Origin of the sequence: Burkholderia lata, assembly GCF_000012945.1 — a bacterium.
GTDB classification, from domain to species: domain Bacteria; phylum Pseudomonadota; class Gammaproteobacteria; order Burkholderiales; family Burkholderiaceae; genus Burkholderia; species Burkholderia lata.
The window spans coordinates 824,087-840,642 of the sequence record NC_007511.1; the positions used below are offsets into that span (position 1 = coordinate 824,087).

At 68.5% G+C, this 16,556-nt stretch carries 17 protein-coding genes; 8 read left to right on the forward strand and 9 right to left on the reverse strand.

Going from position 1 to position 16,556, the window contains the following annotated elements; all coding sequences use genetic code 11:
* Positions 1 to 164: 164 nt before the first annotated feature.
* The 5 genes from BCEP18194_RS26415 to BCEP18194_RS26435 form a co-directional block, all read right to left on the reverse strand.
* Positions 165 to 893: a class I SAM-dependent methyltransferase gene (locus BCEP18194_RS26415; RefSeq protein WP_011354334.1), complete on the reverse strand. Its 729-nt coding sequence runs from the start codon at positions 891 to 893 to the stop codon at positions 165 to 167.
* 55 nt (positions 894 to 948) lie between these two features.
* Positions 949 to 1,530, reverse strand: coding sequence for an HD domain-containing protein (locus tag BCEP18194_RS26420; RefSeq protein ID WP_011354335.1), 582 nt, complete (start codon positions 1,528 to 1,530; stop codon positions 949 to 951).
* A gap of 108 nt (positions 1,531 to 1,638) precedes the next feature.
* Positions 1,639 to 1,848: a hypothetical protein gene (locus BCEP18194_RS26425; RefSeq protein WP_041493207.1), complete on the reverse strand. Its 210-nt coding sequence runs from the start codon at positions 1,846 to 1,848 to the stop codon at positions 1,639 to 1,641.
* Positions 1,849 to 1,964: 116 nt separating this feature from the next.
* On the reverse strand, positions 1,965 to 2,531 hold the full coding sequence (locus tag BCEP18194_RS26430; protein ID WP_011354337.1) for a helix-turn-helix domain-containing protein: 567 nt from the start codon (positions 2,529 to 2,531) through the stop codon (positions 1,965 to 1,967).
* A gap of 53 nt (positions 2,532 to 2,584) precedes the next feature.
* Complete coding sequence (locus BCEP18194_RS26435) at positions 2,585 to 3,226, reverse strand: hypothetical protein (protein WP_011354338.1); 642 nt, start codon at positions 3,224 to 3,226, stop codon at positions 2,585 to 2,587.
* Between the two features lie 343 nt (positions 3,227 to 3,569).
* On the opposite strand from BCEP18194_RS26435, the gene BCEP18194_RS26440 reads away from it, so the two are divergent.
* From BCEP18194_RS26440 to BCEP18194_RS26450, 3 genes are all read left to right on the forward strand, one after another.
* Complete coding sequence (locus BCEP18194_RS26440) at positions 3,570 to 4,973, forward strand: HdeD family acid-resistance protein (protein ID WP_011354339.1); 1,404 nt, start codon at positions 3,570 to 3,572, stop codon at positions 4,971 to 4,973.
* A gap of 96 nt (positions 4,974 to 5,069) precedes the next feature.
* On the forward strand, positions 5,070 to 5,648 hold the full coding sequence (locus BCEP18194_RS26445) for a hypothetical protein (protein WP_011354340.1): 579 nt from the start codon (positions 5,070 to 5,072) through the stop codon (positions 5,646 to 5,648).
* Between the two features lie 202 nt (positions 5,649 to 5,850).
* On the forward strand, positions 5,851 to 6,582 hold the full coding sequence (locus tag BCEP18194_RS26450) for a ribonuclease T2 (protein WP_041493208.1): 732 nt from the start codon (positions 5,851 to 5,853) through the stop codon (positions 6,580 to 6,582).
* A 45-nt stretch (positions 6,583 to 6,627) separates the two neighbouring features.
* On the opposite strand, the gene BCEP18194_RS26455 is transcribed toward BCEP18194_RS26450, so the two are convergent.
* A complete protein-coding gene (locus BCEP18194_RS26455; protein WP_011354342.1) occupies positions 6,628 to 8,088 on the reverse strand; it encodes a fatty acid desaturase family protein in 1,461 nt (486 codons plus the stop codon).
* A 61-nt stretch (positions 8,089 to 8,149) separates the two neighbouring features.
* Between BCEP18194_RS26455 and BCEP18194_RS26460 the strand changes: the two genes are divergently transcribed.
* Positions 8,150 to 8,860 (forward strand): hypothetical protein, encoded by a 711-nt coding sequence (locus tag BCEP18194_RS26460; RefSeq protein ID WP_011354343.1) that lies wholly within the window; start codon positions 8,150 to 8,152, stop codon positions 8,858 to 8,860.
* A gap of 9 nt (positions 8,861 to 8,869) precedes the next feature.
* Positions 8,870 to 9,985, forward strand: coding sequence for a hypothetical protein (locus BCEP18194_RS26465; protein ID WP_011354344.1), 1,116 nt, complete (start codon positions 8,870 to 8,872; stop codon positions 9,983 to 9,985).
* On the opposite strand, the gene BCEP18194_RS26470 is transcribed toward BCEP18194_RS26465, so the two are convergent.
* A complete protein-coding gene (locus BCEP18194_RS26470; protein WP_011354345.1) occupies positions 9,973 to 10,872 on the reverse strand; it encodes a hypothetical protein in 900 nt (299 codons plus the stop codon). The genes BCEP18194_RS26465 and BCEP18194_RS26470 overlap by 13 nt on opposite strands.
* A complete protein-coding gene (locus BCEP18194_RS26475) occupies positions 10,869 to 11,762 on the reverse strand; it encodes a metal-dependent hydrolase (RefSeq protein WP_011354346.1) in 894 nt (297 codons plus the stop codon). The genes BCEP18194_RS26470 and BCEP18194_RS26475 overlap by 4 nt, the downstream gene beginning before the upstream one ends.
* A gap of 95 nt (positions 11,763 to 11,857) precedes the next feature.
* On the opposite strand from BCEP18194_RS26475, the gene BCEP18194_RS26480 reads away from it, so the two are divergent.
* From BCEP18194_RS26480 to BCEP18194_RS26490, 3 genes are read left to right on the forward strand one after another with little or no spacing between them, the layout of a single operon-like run.
* A complete protein-coding gene (locus BCEP18194_RS26480) occupies positions 11,858 to 12,796 on the forward strand; it encodes a fatty acid desaturase (RefSeq protein WP_011354347.1) in 939 nt (312 codons plus the stop codon).
* The gene (locus BCEP18194_RS26485; protein WP_011354348.1) at positions 12,796 to 14,394 is read left to right on the forward strand and encodes a GH3 family domain-containing protein; all 1,599 of its coding nucleotides are present in this window, start codon (positions 12,796 to 12,798) and stop codon (positions 14,392 to 14,394) included. The genes BCEP18194_RS26480 and BCEP18194_RS26485 overlap by 1 nt, the downstream gene beginning before the upstream one ends.
* 4 nt (positions 14,395 to 14,398) lie before the next feature.
* A complete protein-coding gene (locus tag BCEP18194_RS26490) occupies positions 14,399 to 15,535 on the forward strand; it encodes an aromatic ring-hydroxylating oxygenase subunit alpha (RefSeq protein ID WP_244273078.1) in 1,137 nt (378 codons plus the stop codon).
* Positions 15,536 to 15,556: 21 nt separating this feature from the next.
* Here BCEP18194_RS26490 and BCEP18194_RS26495 read toward each other — a convergent pair whose 3' ends face one another.
* Positions 15,557 to 16,510 carry a fatty acid desaturase family protein gene (locus BCEP18194_RS26495; protein WP_011354350.1) on the reverse strand — a complete coding sequence of 318 codons (954 nt, stop codon included), beginning with the start codon at positions 16,508 to 16,510 and terminating at the stop codon, positions 15,557 to 15,559.
* Between the last annotated feature and the right edge of the window lie 46 nt (positions 16,511 to 16,556).

Genomic DNA, 16,556 nt, shown 5'->3' on the forward strand with positions numbered 1-16,556 from the left:
TCAGCCGCTCATGGTAAGCGAGGAAATCACGCCAAATCGTGTGGAAATTGTGCTGAATTGTGCGAAGGCAGCACCTGAGCGGGGGCCGTTCGGCGTCATTGTTGCGATCTGTGAAAGCGCCGGGCGAAGGCCCCTGGGCGTGTTGCGGCGTGCGTTGACGTGCGTTATCGCTGCGCAGCGACGAGCACCATCATCGGCCGGTCGCGTTCCTCGTCGAGCGCGGGCAGCGCATCGACCTGCGCCTGCGTCGGCCCCCATTCGTCGAGGTGCGTGAGCGTGAAGTCGCTGCCGATCAGCAGGTTCACGAGCGTGCCGAGCGTGCGGTGCTGCTTGACGACGCCGGGCGCGAGCCAGTCGGTCACGCGTTCGCCTTCGCGCTGGTAGCCGTCGAGCGGCCAGGAGCGGTTGCCCTGCGCATCGACGACGAAGCCGGGCCGGCGCGGCGCCGTATAAATGGGATGCTCGATCGAGAACACGAGCCGCCCGCCGGGCACGAGTGCGCGATGGATCGTGCGCAGCAGCGTGTCGAGGTGCGCGACGTAGTGGAGCGCGAGCGAGCTGTACGCGAGATCGAATGCGGCCTCCGGCAGCGCGAGCGTTTCGAGATCGGCGCGGCGGTACGTGATCGCCGGGTGCGCGGCAGTCGAGGCCGCGCGTTCGAGCATGCGCTCGGAGACGTCGAGGCCGAGCACGCTTGCCGCGCCCTGGTCGGCCGCCCAGCGGCTGAACCAGCCGTAGCCGCAGCCGAGGTCGAGCACGTTGCGGCCACGCAGGTCGGGCAGCAGCGCGCGCAGTGCGGGCCATTCGGGGGCGCCGTCTAGGCCCTGAATCGAGCGGTTCAGGCGGCTGTAGCCTTCGAAGAAGGCCGGGTCGTCGTAGATGTTCTGCGTCATGCGTCGGGCCTCTTGCGGGCGGGGCGCGCGGTGCCGCGCGCCCGATCCCGCGAGCTTACGCGCGCGGCCCGCTCGCGTCGATCCGGCGTTGCGTGTCGGCGTCGACGATCTCGCGGATCGCGCTGAACAGCGGTGTGGCGTCGGTATAGCGGCGGCCGTAGCCGAGATTGAACGCGTAGTCGAAATCGGGCGGATTGCTGCCCTGGTTGTGCTGCAGGATCGTTTCGAGTTTGTCGAACGCCTTCGCCGCGCGCGCTTCAGGCGTTGCGGCCGCCTCGTATTCATCCCACAGCGCGACGATTTCGTCGCGCTGTGCAGGGGCGAGCGGTGCGGTCAGCGTCAGCAGGTCGTCGCGTTCCTGCGCGCTTTTGTCGGGGTGCGCGGCCTGTTCGATCGCGGGGATGTCGCCGTGCAGCGCCTCGCCGAGATCGTGGACGACGCACAGCTTCAGCAGCTTCAGCGTGTCGATGCCGGGCAGCGCGTCCGCGAACACGAGCGCCATCAGGCACAGCCGCCAGCTGTGTTCGGCCGTGCTTTCCGCTCGCCCGGACGACGTATAGCCGCTGCGCAGCACATCCTTCAGGTGTTCGGCTTCGCGCAGGAAAGCGAGCCGCGCGTGGATCGTATCGGGGGTCATGGTCGGCTTCCTTGCGATGAGCCGTCTAGCGTAATGCGGGCGGGTGCGGTTCGTCCACGCATGAAATATGCGTGGTGGGGGCGGGATCGGGGGCGCTTCGTCGCGCGGCTACTGCGCGAAAAGACCGGCCCAGCAGAACAGGACGAAGAAGCCCGTTTGAACGACGACGATCAGGCTGAACAGGTAGGGGCTGCTGCGGCGCGCCACGCGCCTGCCGCCGGCGTTGGCCACCCCCGAGCGCAGCGCGACCAGCACGGCGGCGCCCGAATAGAGAATGAACGCGACGATTACGAGTTCTCGCATGACAAACGTCGACATGTGGCATGTCTCCTGGGCGTGCTGCCATTTACGTTCGCATCTTTTGCGTGGCGTGCCGGACACGTTGAAGTATGCGCGCCGTTGCCGGTGCGCGGTTCTTCATCGTGACCCGGCAATCACGCATCCTGCAGCGTCTCCACGAGCCGCGCGGCAGACCCGTCCGACAGCGTCATCCGTGTCCAGCGACACATGCTGCCGTGGATCGGCACGACACGCGACACATTCGTGCCGGTATCGAATTCGACACTCGGCGGCCCCGCGTGGTCATGCCAGCCGAGCGTATCGAGCGCGGCTTCCATGCGAACGATCTCCGGCGTCGCGTAGCGCCACAGCGACGTGCCGAGCAGCATCGACAGCGGCTGCGAAAATTCGGCCGCGCGCGCCGGAGAAGAAGCGAGCAGGCGGTGTGTGAGGTCGCACACCAGATGCATGCGACCCGCGCTGCCCGCGACGAGCCGCGCGAGCGCGTGATCGCCGGCCGAATCGAGGCGCGCGGCGAGCAGCCGCTCGGCGGTCGCGCGCTCGTCGGGCGACATCTGCTGGAGGCCGGCTTCCCAGCGCGAGATCGTCGATTGCGCGACGCCGAACAACTCGGCCGCATGACTCTGCTTGACGCGGTGCAGCGCCCGCCAGCGCTTGAGTTGCGGGCCGAGCGCGGATGGATGAAGCGACGGGTCATGCATGTCGATGCGCCTCTTTCTCGTGTCGGCCGGGTGCCATGACGGACAGGGTAGGTCTAGAACCCGGCGATTGGCCGGTCCTTGAGCGAAATAAGGGCGACCGGCAGCAGCAGGATCCCGCCCAGCACGAGCACGCCGTCGGCCGCCACGGTGACCGGCGTGGCCAGGATCCGGAGCCCCTTCGCGAAGGCGGACGGTGCTTCGTCGATGGCGACCGTATAGCGCTCGTTGAACGATTGCGCGGTGCTGTCCGGTTTCAGCGTGAAGCCCTCGGTGGAATAGCGCTTGCCGACGACGTTGCCGTCGAGTGAGATCTGGGTGCGGGAGGTTCTGAAGCCGTCGGCGGTTGCCGCCTGACGCTCGTCGTCCGGCGCATCCTTCGACAGAACGGTGCGGTACTGGCCGGTCACGTCGCTGCCGTCGACGCGGAAGCTGCCGAACGACGTGTGCAGCGATTTGCGGTAGCTGGCCGTCAGCACCGGGCGCAGCTTGTCCGGCAGATCGAAGATGTAGTGATAGCGTTCGCCCAGTACCACCAGCTTCCTGCCGTCTTTCGTGATCATGAAAGCGGAAACGTGCTCGACGTAGGTTTCGTCGTGGTTTTCGTAAAGCGCCGGCGTGAAACAGCCCGACAGCGCGAGGCTGCTCGCGGCCATGCCGGCGGCCAGCAGGCGCCGGCGCGTGATCGATGTGCTCATTTCTTGTTGTCCCGTCTGGTGCGGTTCGGTTCAGTGGCTTTCGCCCTCGGAAGCCGGATTCTCGCGTATCCGCCGCGCGTTGTCGAACGGGGTCTCTGCCACGGCAGCAGTCGATGGCCGCTCTCCGTGCCGTACCGACAACGTTTTCGTCACGCTTTCAACCGTCTCCGCCATATCTTATTATTCGGCCAGTGCGGGGGATACCGGCCGCCAACGGTCATGTCGAGGCATGACGCGCCGGTACGAATTACCGCCTTTCGGCCGGTGTGTCGCACGACACGCGGTCGAAACGACAGGAAACGCGTGACCAGCGCGTATCCCGAAAAAATGACGAGAGGGCGCGATGGTACGACTGGTCTTGCTGCTGCTGGGCATCGAATACTTGCGCACGCGCTGGCGCGGGCTGACCGTGCTCGGCTGGGTGTGGGTCGTCGCGGGCGTCGTAATTTTCGTCGATGCGCTCGACGGCGCGCTGCACTTCCCGATCCAGATCTTTGCCTGGCTGTTCCTGATCGAGGGGCTCGCGACGCTTGCGGTGGCCGGCAGCGGCGTCGGCGGGCAGCGCATCCTGCGCTACGTGAAGGGGATCGTGGTCGTGGTCGCCGCCGGGCTCGTGTTCGCGGGGCATCACCACGGCCATTTCCTGCTGTCGATGATCTTCGGCACGCTGTTCCTCGTCGACGGGCTGCTGCAGTGCACCGCCGCGTGGATGGTGCGCTATCGCCGCTGGAACGTCGCCTTCGCGTGGGGCGTCGTCGAGATCCTGCTGGCCGTCTTCTTCTATCAGCCGTACCCGACGCACTATGTGGGCACGGTGCCGTACTGCCTCGGCCTGCTGCTGATATTCGGCGGGATGCACATGCTGAGCCTCGCCGCACGCGTGCGGCGGCTGACGCGCAATCCGGCGTTCGCGATTTCGCCGGTGCCGGCGCTTGCGCCGGATCTCGACGAGGCGCGCGACCTGCCGCATTTCGCTCAATCGGAATGGGACGGCCCGCCGGCCGACGGCGAGCATGCGCTCACGGTGCACGTGTGGACGCCGACCGGCACGTCGAAGGCCGAAGCGCAGCGCTATCCGGTGATCGACCGCTATATCGCGGCCGTAGACGTGAACGGCGTGATCTCGACCGGGCACGCGGCGCTGGAGTCGCCCGAGGGTGTCTATATCAGCCTGTATCCCGGTGTCGAAATCGATCGTTCTCCGGACGAATTCACGCGCATCCTGCGCGCGACACGCGAAAACGACGTGCCGGGCCTGTTCCAGCCCGACTATGCGACCGAGTCGAAGGCGTGGTGCCCGTCGACCGTGCGGGTGCGGATCCGCAACTACGATCCGTCGAAGCTGGATGCATTCTGGTCGTCGTACCGGCAGAACGTGACGTACAACCTCACACACCGCAACTGCTCGAGCACGGTATCGAACGCGCTCGAAGCCGCGCTCGACGGTGCGGTGTGGCGGCTGAAGGGCGCGCGTGCCGGGTGGGGCGCGTTCGTGCGGTTGCTGCTCACGCCCGAGCTGTGGGTTGCCGCGCAGATCCGCAAGCGCGCGGTGACGATGGCGTGGACGCCCGGGCTCACGCTCGACTATGCGCGCGCGCTCAGCATGCTCGCCGATCCGCGGCCGTTCGCGTGGTGGAAGGTCGCGCGCTCGGCCGTGAAGGCGATCATGGTGTCGCGCCGCACGTGGCGCGAGCAGGACAACGCGGCGCTGTCGCCCGGCGGAGCGGAGGCGGCGTCGATGAAGTGATCGCGTGATGCCGGACGCGGGCCCGGCGTCACGGCGGCCGCCACCGTGCGGCCGCGCGATGTTGCCCGCCACGAGAACCCCCATACGCAAACAACAATGAACAAGACGAGAGCATTCCGCATCCTGATTCCCGCTGCGTTGGCGCTGACGAGCGCCGGCTTCGCGCAGGCGAGCGCGGACGAAGTGCCGCGCATGAGCAACGACGTGTACCGGACGTCGGTGTCGTTCTGCTCGAACGTCGCGGCCGCCGAGAAGATCGAGTGCCAGGGCGACATGATCGCCGCGGGCAGCCGGATCGTCGCGGCGATCGGCGGCCTGCCGCCGGCATCCGCCACGTCGATCGACGAAGGCGCGCGCAGCAAGCTGCCGGCGGCGGAGCGCAAGGGGCTCGCGCCGGTCGAGCCGGGCGCGATCGACAAGGACGACGACCTCGCCGGGCTCGCCGGCATGGTGCGCCTGTGCGACGTGTACGAATCGGAGCCGGCGTCGCGCGCGCGGCATCACGCGGCGCTGAAGCAGCAGGCGCCGGACGCCGCACCGCGCGTCGAGGCGTTGCTGGCCGATGCGTCGACGGCGGCGCGCCAGCGCGTCAGCATCGGCGTGTGGCAGATCCTCGCGCTCGAAGGTCCCGAATCGATCACGCGCGCGTGCACGCAGCTGGGCGCCGGATCGTGAGCGACGGCGGGCCGCCGCGAGGGCGGCGCGCTTCAGCCGCGTGAGGTCGCGCACCGCGACGGTACGTGCCCGCACGCGTACCGAAGCACATCATTCGTCCACCTTCACATTCGTGCCACGTTGTGTCGGCAACAATCGCGGGCAGACATTCGACAATCTTGCGGCGCATCCCGCGACCGCAAGCCTTTTCCGAGGAAACGCCATGCTCAAGACGCTCGCCCGCGCCGTTGCCGCACTCGCCGTCGCTTCCGCTTCACTGCACGCCTCCGCGCAGACCAGCTACGACTACCTGTTGCTTGCCGCGTCGTGGGAGCCCGGCTTCTGCGCGTCGCACGACACGCCCGAATGCACGAACCTCGCCGGCACGTATGCGGCGACGAGCCTGTCGCTGCATGGCCTGTGGCCGAACAAGTACGACGGCAACCAGCCGTTCTACTGCGGCGTGCCGCAGAACGACATCGATCTCGACAACGCACACCAGTGGTGCAGCATGGACGCGTACCCGATCAGCAGCGCGACCCGCAACACGCTGTCGACGTACATGCCGGGTGTCGCGTCGTGCCTCGACAAGCACGAGTGGTTCAAGCACGGCACCTGTTCGAACTCGGCGACGCCCGATGCGTACTGGAACCAGGCGTCCGGCATGATCAGCCGGCTCGGCAACACGTCGTTCAACACGTTCCTGCAGGCGAACGCGGGCAAGACGGTCACGCGTAACCAGTTGCTGTCGGCGTTCGAAGGCGCGTTCGGCAGCAACACGCGCAGCGCGGTGTCGCTGAAGTGCACGAAGACGAACGGCGTCAGCTACTTCACCGAAGCATGGATCGCGGTGAAGACCAATGCGACCGCGCAGTTCCCGAGCGCCGCATCGCTCGTGACGGACGGCAATACGCAGGGCACCTGCCCGACGTCGGGCGTGTACATCGCGAAGTAACGGGGAAGGGGCGACGGCGCGCGACATCGCGCATGCCGTCGCCAGTCACGGCTTCGGCGGGATACCCGACCACAGCAGCCGGGCCAGCTCCGGCGCGTCGAGTTGCGGCTCGTGTGCGTCGATCGCGTCGGGCAACGCATGCCACGGCACCGCCGGATTCCGGTGGTGCTGCAGATGAAGGTTGATGTGATACGGCCACACGAACACGCGGCCGATCCAGCCCGTGCGCCACGAATACGTCCAGTCGGCCCAGCCCGGCGTCGCATGCGGGCCGCCGCTGTGCTCGGCCATGCTGCGGATCTTCTGCAGCAGGACAGACAGCGTGAGCAGCGGCACGAACCACAGCGCCGCGACCAGCAGGATCGTTCGCGCGGAACAGGCCCACACGAGCAACGCGACGATGACCCCCCATACGGCCGCGGCTGCCTGGAACGGCCGGCCGAGCCGCGTGTTCTGCCCGCCCGCGCGCCGGAACGCCGCCATGTTGCGCACCATGTTCAGCACGAGCAGGTCGCCGAGGAACTGCCGCGCAAGCGGCCATGCGTCGAGCGGCCGGAACCGCCACGGCTGGTCGTGATAGAGAAACTGGCGTTCCGGGTCCTGCGCGGTGCCGAGATGCCGGTGATGCGCGAGATGCAGCGGGCGGTAGAACTCGACGGGTACGAGCCCCGGCACGCCGATCGCGACGTTGATCAGGAAGTCGTTGAAACCGCGACGGCGCGTGAGGTGATAGTGGGCCGCGTCGTGATACAGGATGAACAGCGCATGCTGCCGCGTCGCGATGACGAGCACCGCAAGCGCATACAGGTACCACGCGCCGAGCGCGACGGCCACGCGGATCGCCACGACGATGCACGCCCATTCGAGCAGCGCGGCCGCGATCGTGCGCAGGTCGACTCTGGCGCGCAGCAACGCGAGCGTGAACGTGCCGGCCGCGAGGCCGATCGCGCTGCCCCATGCAACATCGGCGGCGCGATGCTGGCCGGTGGTCAGGACCGTCACCGTCAGCAGCGCGCTCCACGCGATGAACAGCGCCGCAGACCGCCGCCGCAATGCCAGCAGCACGATGGCGATTGCGACCGGCAGCGCGACGTGCCCGCTCGGCGATGCGGCAAGCGGCGCATCGATTCGCTGCAGCCATGCGATCCAGCTGTCATGAGCGGGCGGCCATGCGACGGCGGTCGGATGCAGCAGATGGCACACGAGGCAAACGCCGGCAGCGAGCGCGCCAGCGAAGAACGCCGGCAGCAGCCATGCACGGCCGCGCCCGAGCCAGACGAGCGCGGGCATGACGAACAGGTAACTGAGGTAAAGCGGCACGGTGCCGGGTAGCAGCGGAATCGCGCGATCGAACGCGCCCGCCGGAATGACCGTGACCGGCCCGAGCGGCAGGTGCGTGACGAACGCGTAGAACACGCCGGTCACGACGAGATAGGTGACGAGCAGCAGCCATGGCCGGGCGATCGGCGCGTCGTTCGCATCCTGGCGGGAAACGGCGTTGGACATGGCGGGAGCGGGCGGGTAACGGGCTATCATAGCAAGCTGTTCAGTCTTGCAGGAGTAGCCGATGGAGTTGCGTGCCACCGCCGTCGAACGTGCGGCCCTGGGCCCGGACGACATCGACCGGATGTTCTCGTTGTACGCGGCGTCCTATTGCGACACGGTCCGTGCGCAGTTCGACCACGACCTCGGCGACAAGACGCACTGCATCGTGCTGCGCGACAGCGGCGGCGCGATCCAGGGCTTCTCGACGCTCAAGCAGTACGAGACACGCTGGCGCGACGCATCGATCCGCGTGATCTTTTCCGGCGATACGATCATCGATCCCGCGCATTGGGGTACGCAGCATCTCGCGTTCGCGTGGATCCGCCACGCGGGCGACGTGTGGCGGCAGGCGCCCGCCGTGCCGCTGTACTGGTTCCTGATCTGCAAGGGGCATCGCACCTATCGCTACCTGCGCGCGTTCGCGCGCGACTACGCGCCGCGCGCCGACAACCTGACCGCACCGTCCACGCAGGACCTGATGGATTACCTGGCCGCGAGCCGCTACGGGCACGCGTACGATTCCGCCACCGGCCTGCTGTCGTTCGACACGCCGCAGGGCCGGCTCACGCCCGCGCTCGCGGAGGTGCCGGCCGCGCACCGGCGGCTGGCCGACGTCGACTACTTCCTCGCACGCAACCCCGGCTATGCACAGGGCGACGAACTCGTGTGCCTGTGCGAACTGTCGGCGTCGAACCTGCGGCCGCTCGCGCGCCGGCTGTTCGACGGCGCGTGAGCGGCGCGCATGCGAATCCGTCTCGCGCAACCGGCCGACAACGCGCGCATCCTCGATTTCCAGTCCCGCCATGCAATGCAGGGCAGCCTGCCGCTGCGTTTCGACCGTGCGCCCGACTACTTCGCGCTGCATCGCTGCCACGCGCCGCATCACGAAGTCTGGCTCGCGGAGGATGAGTGCGCGGCGCTGAAGGGGCTTGCGAGCCTCGTCGTGCGCGACGGCTATCTCGGCGAACGCGCGCAGCCGGTCGCCTATCTCGGCGACCTGCGGCTGATGCCCGATCGGCGGCTGTCGCGCGAGTGGACCGACTCGGTGCGCGAACGCTTCGCGACGCTGCGCGCCGACGCCGGCGTGCAGCATGCGTATTGCTGCATGATCCGCGACAACCGGCTCGCGGTGCAGTCGCTGGCACGATCGCGGCGCGAGAACCGGCTGCGCTTCGCGCACTGGCACGGCTACGAGAACGTGTCGATCTATGCGCAGCGCGGGCTGTCGTCGGCGCCGCGCAGCGTGCCGGGCGTGCGGATCGTCGATGCGCAGCCGCATCATGCGGACGCACTGCGCGCGTTTCTCGATGCCGAATCGCGCCGCCAGCCGTTCGGCGACGTGTTCTCCGCGGACGAATTCGCGCGGCGGCTCGACACGTGGCCATCGTTCGGCCTCGGCGCGTTCCTGCTGGCGCTCGACGCGCACGACAACCTGCTCGGCTGCGTCGCGCCGTGGGATGCGGGCGATATCAAACGGATCGTGCTCGAACGGCTGCCGTTGCCGCTGCAGGCGGTCCGTGTCGCATTCAACGTATTCGCGCCGGCATTGCGCCGCCCGCGTATCGCCGCGCCCGGCGAGCCGCTGCGCGACGTCTACCTGACGCACCTGCAGGTGCGCGACCGCGATCCGGCCGTGTTCGCGGCACTGCTCGATGCTGCGTGGCTGCGCGTGCGCAACAGCCATGCGCTGATGCAGTTGTGCCTGTACGACGGCGATCCGCTCGGGCCGGCGCTCGCGCGCTACTCCGCGGCGCGGACGCCGATGGATCTCTATACGCTGTCGACCGGCGAGCCGGCCGCACCGATCGACGGCCTGCTGGCCGGCCGCGTGCCGGGCTTCGAGATCTACCTGGTCTGAGCGCGCGTGACGTGCAGCAGGTCGGCGAACGCGAGCCAGAAGCGGCCGGCGTCGAAGCCGAGCCCGCCGAGCACGGGCTGGCCGTGGTCGAGCCGCGGCACGCAGACCTGCGGGATGCCGGCCATCACCTGGTGTTCGAGATAGAACTGCCCGTCGTGCGCGCAGCCTGGACGATGCCCGTTCAACCGCCCGTGATGCGAATCGAAGCGCGTGGATGCCTCGACGGACCAGCTCACGCCATGCACGAGATGCAGGTCGCGCGGTAGCGCGGCAAGCATTGCGCCGACACGCGGATCGCGCCGGCTGCTGATGTCGCGCGTGCCGGCGTCGGCCCAGCGCGTGCGCAGCATGCGGCGTGCGATGCGGTCGGGCCACGGCGCGGCCGCATGCGGCGGCATGCCGTGGCGGAAGATCGTGTCGACGATCGCGGACGGGCCGCACGGCGGTTGCATGAGTGCGAGGCCCACGCAACGCGCTGCCAGCGCCGGATCGCCGACGAGCGCGGCGAGTGTGTCGATGCCGCCCTTGCTGTGCGCGAGCGCGACGAATTCGCCGCTGGCCGGCAGATGCGTGCGCAGGTACGCACCGATATGCGCGCCCTGATCGAACACGCCGCGCGCGGAACGCACGGGCACCGTCAGCACGCGATAGCCGGCCGCGCCGAGCGTCTGCCGTGCGCCGCGATTGCAGCCGGGCAACCATTCCGAGTACAGTCCGGCGACGAGCACGACCGTTGTCGTCAGCGGCAGGCGGGCGGTACGCCGTGTCCAGCCGTCGATGAATGCATCGGTCCGGTCGAGGTTCGCCGCGGCTCGCGCGAACGGCGTCGCCGGATAGTGGCGGCGCCAGTTTTCGAACCCGTCGGGCGTCCACGGCGCGTGCGTCATGCGTGCGACTCCGGTTCCGGTTCGGGTTCGGCGCTGGCCAGGTACGGTTCGAGCGCGGCGCGCGCCGCGTGCAGTGCCGCGTCACTGTCGAGGCGGCCGGGATGGAAGCGCGGCGAGAACCAGAACAGCCACATCGGCATCACGCGCGTGAAGATGCCCGGCGCGACGAACAGCCAGCGCAGCAGTTGCAGCCAGCCGCGCAGGTTCCAGGTCTGCCCGTCGACGGCGACGAGGCGGTGCACGAAGTAGATCAGGTCGATCACGAAGTAGACGGAGATCCCGAGCATGGCCGCGCAGCGCACGACGTAGCGCCGCGCCGCGTTCGGCATGGCCGCCGCGAACACGTCGAACGCGACGGTCTTGTGCTCGGTTTCCTCGATCGCATGCCAGCGCCACACGGCCGCCATCGTCGGGTCGGCGCCGTCGAGGATCGCCGGGTCGCTTAGCAGGCGGTGCGCGAGGATCGTCGTGTAGTGCTCGAGGCATGCGGTCAGCGCGAGCCGCGTGACGGGTGAGACCTGCCGCGCGGCATTGCGCTGGCGTTTTTCGAGTAGCGCTTCGAGCGCGTCGACCGGCACGCGCTGCGATGCGAGGCGCGCGTTGTAGAGCCGATGCACGCGGATATGCGACGCTTCCTGTCGCACGAACGCGTCGACGTCGGCCGCGAGCGATGCATCGCCGGCCACGTAGTCGCGAAACGGCCGCACGCTTTCGATGAAGAAGCGCTCGCCGAGCGGGAACATCACGGAAAACGCGTCGAAGAAGCGCGTGACATGGCACGTGCCGCGATACCAGAAGCGCGGAACGCGTTCGTCGATCGCGAAGCGCACGTCGCGGGTCGGCATGCGCGACGCGGGGCGGTCGGCGGGCGGACGGCGAAACGGCCGCATGCTAGTTCCGCCCCGCCAGGGACGGGGCGCGGGCCGTTACCGGCGGCTGACGCATCTGTTGTATCCTCCCGTGCAAACAACCGCCATTCCGAGCCATGAACCGACCGAGCGCGCAAGCCGCTGCCGCGCAGACCCGACGTTACGATCGGGCGAACCTGCTCGTGCTCGCGCTGCAGAGCGTAGTGTGGGCCGGCACGCTCACCTGGCTTTCGCATACCGGCGTGGGCGCGATCAAGTGGCTCGTGCTCGTGCCGTTCTGCCTCGTGATGCAGGGCGTGTTCTCGATGATGCACGAAACCTTCCACGGGTTCGGGCATCGCCGGCCGATCGCGAATTATATGATGATGTGGTGGGCGTCCACGATGTTCGGCGCGGCCGCGACGCTCATTCACGTGAACCATCTCGGCCATCATGTGCGCAACCGCACGCGCGCCGAGCGTGCGGATTTTGCGACCGCGGACGAATCGCTGCTGCGCAAGCGCATCGAATACTACGCGGCGATCCTCGGCGGCATCTGGCTCGGCAGCTTCGTCGGCAGCTTCGTGCTCGCACTGGTGCCCGGCCGCACGATGCAGCGGCTCGCCGCGCGCGGCGACGACAACACCTACGCGGCCGCCTTCAAGGAATTCACGACGTCCGACTTCCGCCGCATCCGCTACGAAACGCTCGCTGCCGTCGGTGCATGGCTGCTGGCCGGCTGGTTGCTCGACTGGTCGGTGTCGGCGGTGCTGGTCGCGTATGTCGCGTTCGCGTTTTCGTGGTCGTCGCTGCAATGGGTGTACCACATGCGCACACCGCTCGACGTCGTCGAAGGCACGTACAACATGCGCGCGCCGACGCCGGTGCGTTGGCTGCTGCTGAACTTCAACTACAACCTCACGCATCATCGCCGCCCCGCGCTGCGCTGGCAGGACATGCACGCGGTGTCGGACCTGCGCGAGACGCGGCCGCTGTGGTACGGCTGGCTCACGATCTTCGCGCCGCCGCGCCGGCTGCCCGACGATCTCGCGCAACTCGACAAGACCTATTTCTGATGGACGCCTCCGCCCGCAGCCCTGCCGACGCATGGCGCACGTTCGCGCGCGCCGCGCAGCCGGACGTCGATCGCTGGCAGGCCGGCCTCGACGCGCCGGGCGACGCGCAGGCGCGGCGGCTGACGGCGCTGCTCGCCGCGAACCGCGATACGGCGTTCGGGCGCCGGTTCGGCTTCGACCGGATCGACAGCCCCGCGCAGTTCCGTGAACGCGTGCCCGTGCATGCGGCCGCCGATTTCCTGCCGTGGCTCGATCGCGTGTCGCACGAAACGGAACCGGTGCTGACCGCCGAGCGCCCGGTGTTCCTCGAACGGACGAGCGGCAGCACCGCGCGCCAGAAGCTGATTCCTTATACGCCCGCGTTCCTGCGCGAACTGCAGGCCGCGATGACCGTATGGCTGGCCGACATGTATCGCGCCTGTCCGGCGCTCGGCGAAGGGCGTGCGTACTGGTCGATGTCGCCGCCGCTGCAGGCGCCCGGTGTCGCGCCCAACGGGATTCCGGTCGGCTCGGCGAGCGATCTCGACTACCTCGGCGATAGCAGCGCGGCCGCGCTCGCATCGACGCTGCTCGTGCCGCCGCTGACCGGCAACGCGGCGACGTGGCGGCGCGAGACGTTGCGTGCGCTCGTCGCGGACGAAGCGCTCGCGTTCATCAGCGTATGGAGCCCGACCTTCCTGACGAGCGTGCTGCGCCCGCTGTTCGATCGCGACGATGCCGACGGCGCACGCGATCTCGAATGGGTCGACGCGTCGCTGCCGGCTGACCGCCGCGCGGCGCTGCGCCGTGCGACCGAGGAGGGCGATTGCCGCGCGCTGTGGCCGCGCCTGGCCGCTGTGAGCTGCTGGCTGGACGGCCCGAGCCAACATTACGCCGACGCATTGCGCGTGCGGTTTCCGCAGGTGCAATGGTTGCCGAAGGGGCTGTTCGCGACGGAAGGCGTTGCAAGCATTCCGTTCGGCGCCGGTGAGGGTTGCCCGCTCGCGATCGGCAGCCACTACCTCGAATTCGTGCGTGACGACGGCAGCGTGTGCGACGTCGAAGGGCTGCGGCCCGGCGACGACGCCCAGGTGTTGCTGACCACCGGCGGCGGGCTGTATCGCTATGCGCTCGGCGATCGCGTCCGCGTGGTCGGCATGACTGCGCGCACGCCGCGCATTGCGTTCGTCGGGCGCGCGGCAGCGAGCGTCGATCTCGTCGGCGAGAAGCTCGACGAACAGATTGCGGCCGACGCGCTGAATCGCGCACGTGGGCAGTACGGCGAAGTCGGCGCGTGCATCGTGCCGTGTGTCGCGAAAGAAAGGCTGCCGCATTACGTGCTGTGCGTTGCCGGCGATCTCGACGCTGACGCAGCCGACACGATGTGTGCCGTCGTGGAAGCCGAACTGGTGCAGGCGTTCCACTACGCGCACGCCCGACGACTCGGCCAACTCGGCCCGCTGCGCGTGCGACGGCTGGGCCAATCGCCGGAACGGCTCGGCGACCTGCTGCAACAGGCGGCCGAGCGGGCCGGCATCCGGGCGGGCGACGTGAAGCCGTGCGCACTCGTGACGCGGTTGCCGGTGGCCGACGCGCTGCTTGCAATGACGAATGAATGACGCGATGAACGACATGATCGAACCACGCGGATGCGGGCACGACTGCCCGTCGCGCGATGCGGCCGGTGCACACGAACATGCTGCACCGGCCGACGGCCTGCACGAGCAATGGTTCGTCGCGTGCACCGAACGCGAACTCCCGCGCGACAAGCCGCTCGGCGTGCGGATCCTCGATACGGGCATCGTGCTGTTCCGGCAGCGCGACGGCCGGATCGCCGCGCTGATCGACCATTGCGTGCATCGCGGCACGCGGCTCTCGGCCGGCAAGGTCGACCGCGACACGCTCGTGTGCCCGTATCACGGCTGGCGCTACGACGGCGAAGGGCAGGTCGTCCACGTGCCGAGCATCGACGGCACGCAGCCGACCGGCACGCCCGGCCGCTATCCGTTCCGGCAGCGCACGCTGCCCGTGCAACTGCTCGACGGTCTCGTGTGGGTGTATCTCGGCACCGGCGACCCGTCGGCGCGCACGATCTTCCGGATGCCGTTTTGCGACGTCGCGCCGTGGCAGTCGTATTTCATGGTCAACACGTTCGACGGCGATATCGCGATGCTCGCGCAGAACTTCATGGACGTGCCGCATACGGTTTTCGTGCACGACGGGATCTTCCGCAGCAGCCGCGGCCAGGCGATGGAGGCGACGGTCGCGACGACCCAGGACAGCGTCGCCGTCACGTATCACGACGGCGACGACAAGATCGGCTTCTGTCTCGACTGGCTCACGAACCCCGATCGAGTACCGCTCGCGCACGTCGACCGCTTCATCGCGCCGAACGTGACGCGCTGCGACTATCTGTGGGGCGAACGTTCCGGGTTCCTGATCGTCAGCCAGATCACACCGATCGACGCACGTCGCTCGCGCGTCTATACGTACATCGCGTATCGCTTCCGGCTGCCGCGCTGGATGTTGCGCGCGCTGCGGCCGCTGCTGAACCTGTACACGCACCTCGTGATCCAGCAGGACGTGCGGATCATGCGCGCGCACCGGCAGGGCCTCGACAACGCGCCGGGTTTTCGTCCGCACAACGTGCGCGCCGACATCGTGCATGTCGCGATCGACCGGCTGCTCGATGCGGTGAAGCGCGACGAGCCGCTGCCGGCCGCGCAGTGCGGCGAAAAGGTGATGCGCTTCGAGCTATAGGCGCCGCGCCGCGCAGGGCGTTCAGTGCGTGGAGCCGGCCTGGCCGGGTGCGGGCGGCGCAAATGCGGTGCCGTCCGTCAGGTAGCGGTGCACGGCCGGCAGATGCTCGAGCGCAAGTGCCGGATACGCGTGATGCACCTGATGAAAGCCGATGTTGCGCGGATACAGCACGAGCTTGCCGATCCAGCCGAACGTCATCGTGCGCGTCATCTGCCAGATCGATTCCGGCGCGCGTTCGTCGATCTCGACGTGCTGATGTTCGAGCAGCACACGGTTCGCGTTCATGATGCCGCCGACGATCCACGGCAGTCCGTAGTACGTGAAGAACGGCAGATCCCAGTGCACGACGGCCGCGATCGCGAGCAGATAGCCCGCGCAATGCGGCAGGTCGGCACGCGCGCAGGCGATGACTTCAGGGTGACGGCGCAGATCCTGGCGCGAGCGGTCCTGCATGAAGCCGCGCGCATACCACGGCCGGAACGCGGGCCACGCGAGCGCGAGCGGCGCCATCAGCGCGCGCAGCGGCCACCAGACCGGCAGCAGCGCGCCGCGCAGCATCATCATGCGCTGCACCCAGCCGCCGCGTGCGGCCAGCCGGTGCAGGTACGGATCCTCGGCGGTGCCGACCGCACGGTGATGGCGCAGGTGGTGATAGCGCATCGCGGCGATCGACGAACCGATCGTCCAGCCGGCGAGCGCTTCGACGAGCGCGAGCGGCAGCGTCATGCGCCGCATCGGGAGATGGCAGGCATCGTGCAGGATCACGCCGAATGCCTGCAGCCGGCCCGCGATCAGCAGCACGGCCACGACATAGACGAACGGATTCGGCACGAAGCGGATCGCGGCCCAGCACAGCAGGATGCCGAGCCAGTCGATGCACGCATAGCGGACGAGCCGCCACGGCCGCGCGCCGGCTGCGAACGGCAGCGTGCGGTTCAGTTCGGCAGGTGTCGGCAGGGAGGATGGCGTGAGCATTCGATGAGGTCGGGCGTGCCGTCGAGGGCACGCATGCAGGCGTATC

Coding starts and splice junctions, on each gene's coding strand:
- BCEP18194_RS26455 (WP_011354342.1), bottom strand. CDS start 8,088: ATGTCCAACGCCGTTTCCCGCCAGGATGCGAACGACGCGCCGATCGCC.
- BCEP18194_RS26430 (WP_011354337.1), bottom strand. CDS start 2,531: ATGCATGACCCGTCGCTTCATCCATCCGCGCTCGGCCCGCAACTCAAG.
- BCEP18194_RS26460 (WP_011354343.1), top strand. CDS start 8,150: ATGGAGTTGCGTGCCACCGCCGTCGAACGTGCGGCCCTGGGCCCGGAC.
- BCEP18194_RS26425 (WP_041493207.1), bottom strand. CDS start 1,848: ATGTCGACGTTTGTCATGCGAGAACTCGTAATCGTCGCGTTCATTCTC.
- BCEP18194_RS26445 (WP_011354340.1), top strand. CDS start 5,070: ATGAACAAGACGAGAGCATTCCGCATCCTGATTCCCGCTGCGTTGGCG.
- BCEP18194_RS26495 (WP_011354350.1), bottom strand. CDS start 16,510: ATGCTCACGCCATCCTCCCTGCCGACACCTGCCGAACTGAACCGCACG.
- BCEP18194_RS26470 (WP_011354345.1), bottom strand. CDS start 10,872: ATGACGCACGCGCCGTGGACGCCCGACGGGTTCGAAAACTGGCGCCGC.
- BCEP18194_RS26420 (WP_011354335.1), bottom strand. CDS start 1,530: ATGACCCCCGATACGATCCACGCGCGGCTCGCTTTCCTGCGCGAAGCC.
- BCEP18194_RS26490 (WP_244273078.1), top strand. CDS start 14,399: ATGAACGACATGATCGAACCACGCGGATGCGGGCACGACTGCCCGTCG.
- BCEP18194_RS26440 (WP_011354339.1), top strand. CDS start 3,570: ATGGTACGACTGGTCTTGCTGCTGCTGGGCATCGAATACTTGCGCACG.
- BCEP18194_RS26450 (WP_041493208.1), top strand. CDS start 5,851: ATGCTCAAGACGCTCGCCCGCGCCGTTGCCGCACTCGCCGTCGCTTCC.
- BCEP18194_RS26435 (WP_011354338.1), bottom strand. CDS start 3,226: ATGAGCACATCGATCACGCGCCGGCGCCTGCTGGCCGCCGGCATGGCC.
- BCEP18194_RS26415 (WP_011354334.1), bottom strand. CDS start 893: ATGACGCAGAACATCTACGACGACCCGGCCTTCTTCGAAGGCTACAGC.
- BCEP18194_RS26465 (WP_011354344.1), top strand. CDS start 8,870: ATGCGAATCCGTCTCGCGCAACCGGCCGACAACGCGCGCATCCTCGAT.
- BCEP18194_RS26485 (WP_011354348.1), top strand. CDS start 12,796: ATGGACGCCTCCGCCCGCAGCCCTGCCGACGCATGGCGCACGTTCGCG.
- BCEP18194_RS26475 (WP_011354346.1), bottom strand. CDS start 11,762: ATGCGGCCGTTTCGCCGTCCGCCCGCCGACCGCCCCGCGTCGCGCATG.
- BCEP18194_RS26480 (WP_011354347.1), top strand. CDS start 11,858: ATGAACCGACCGAGCGCGCAAGCCGCTGCCGCGCAGACCCGACGTTAC.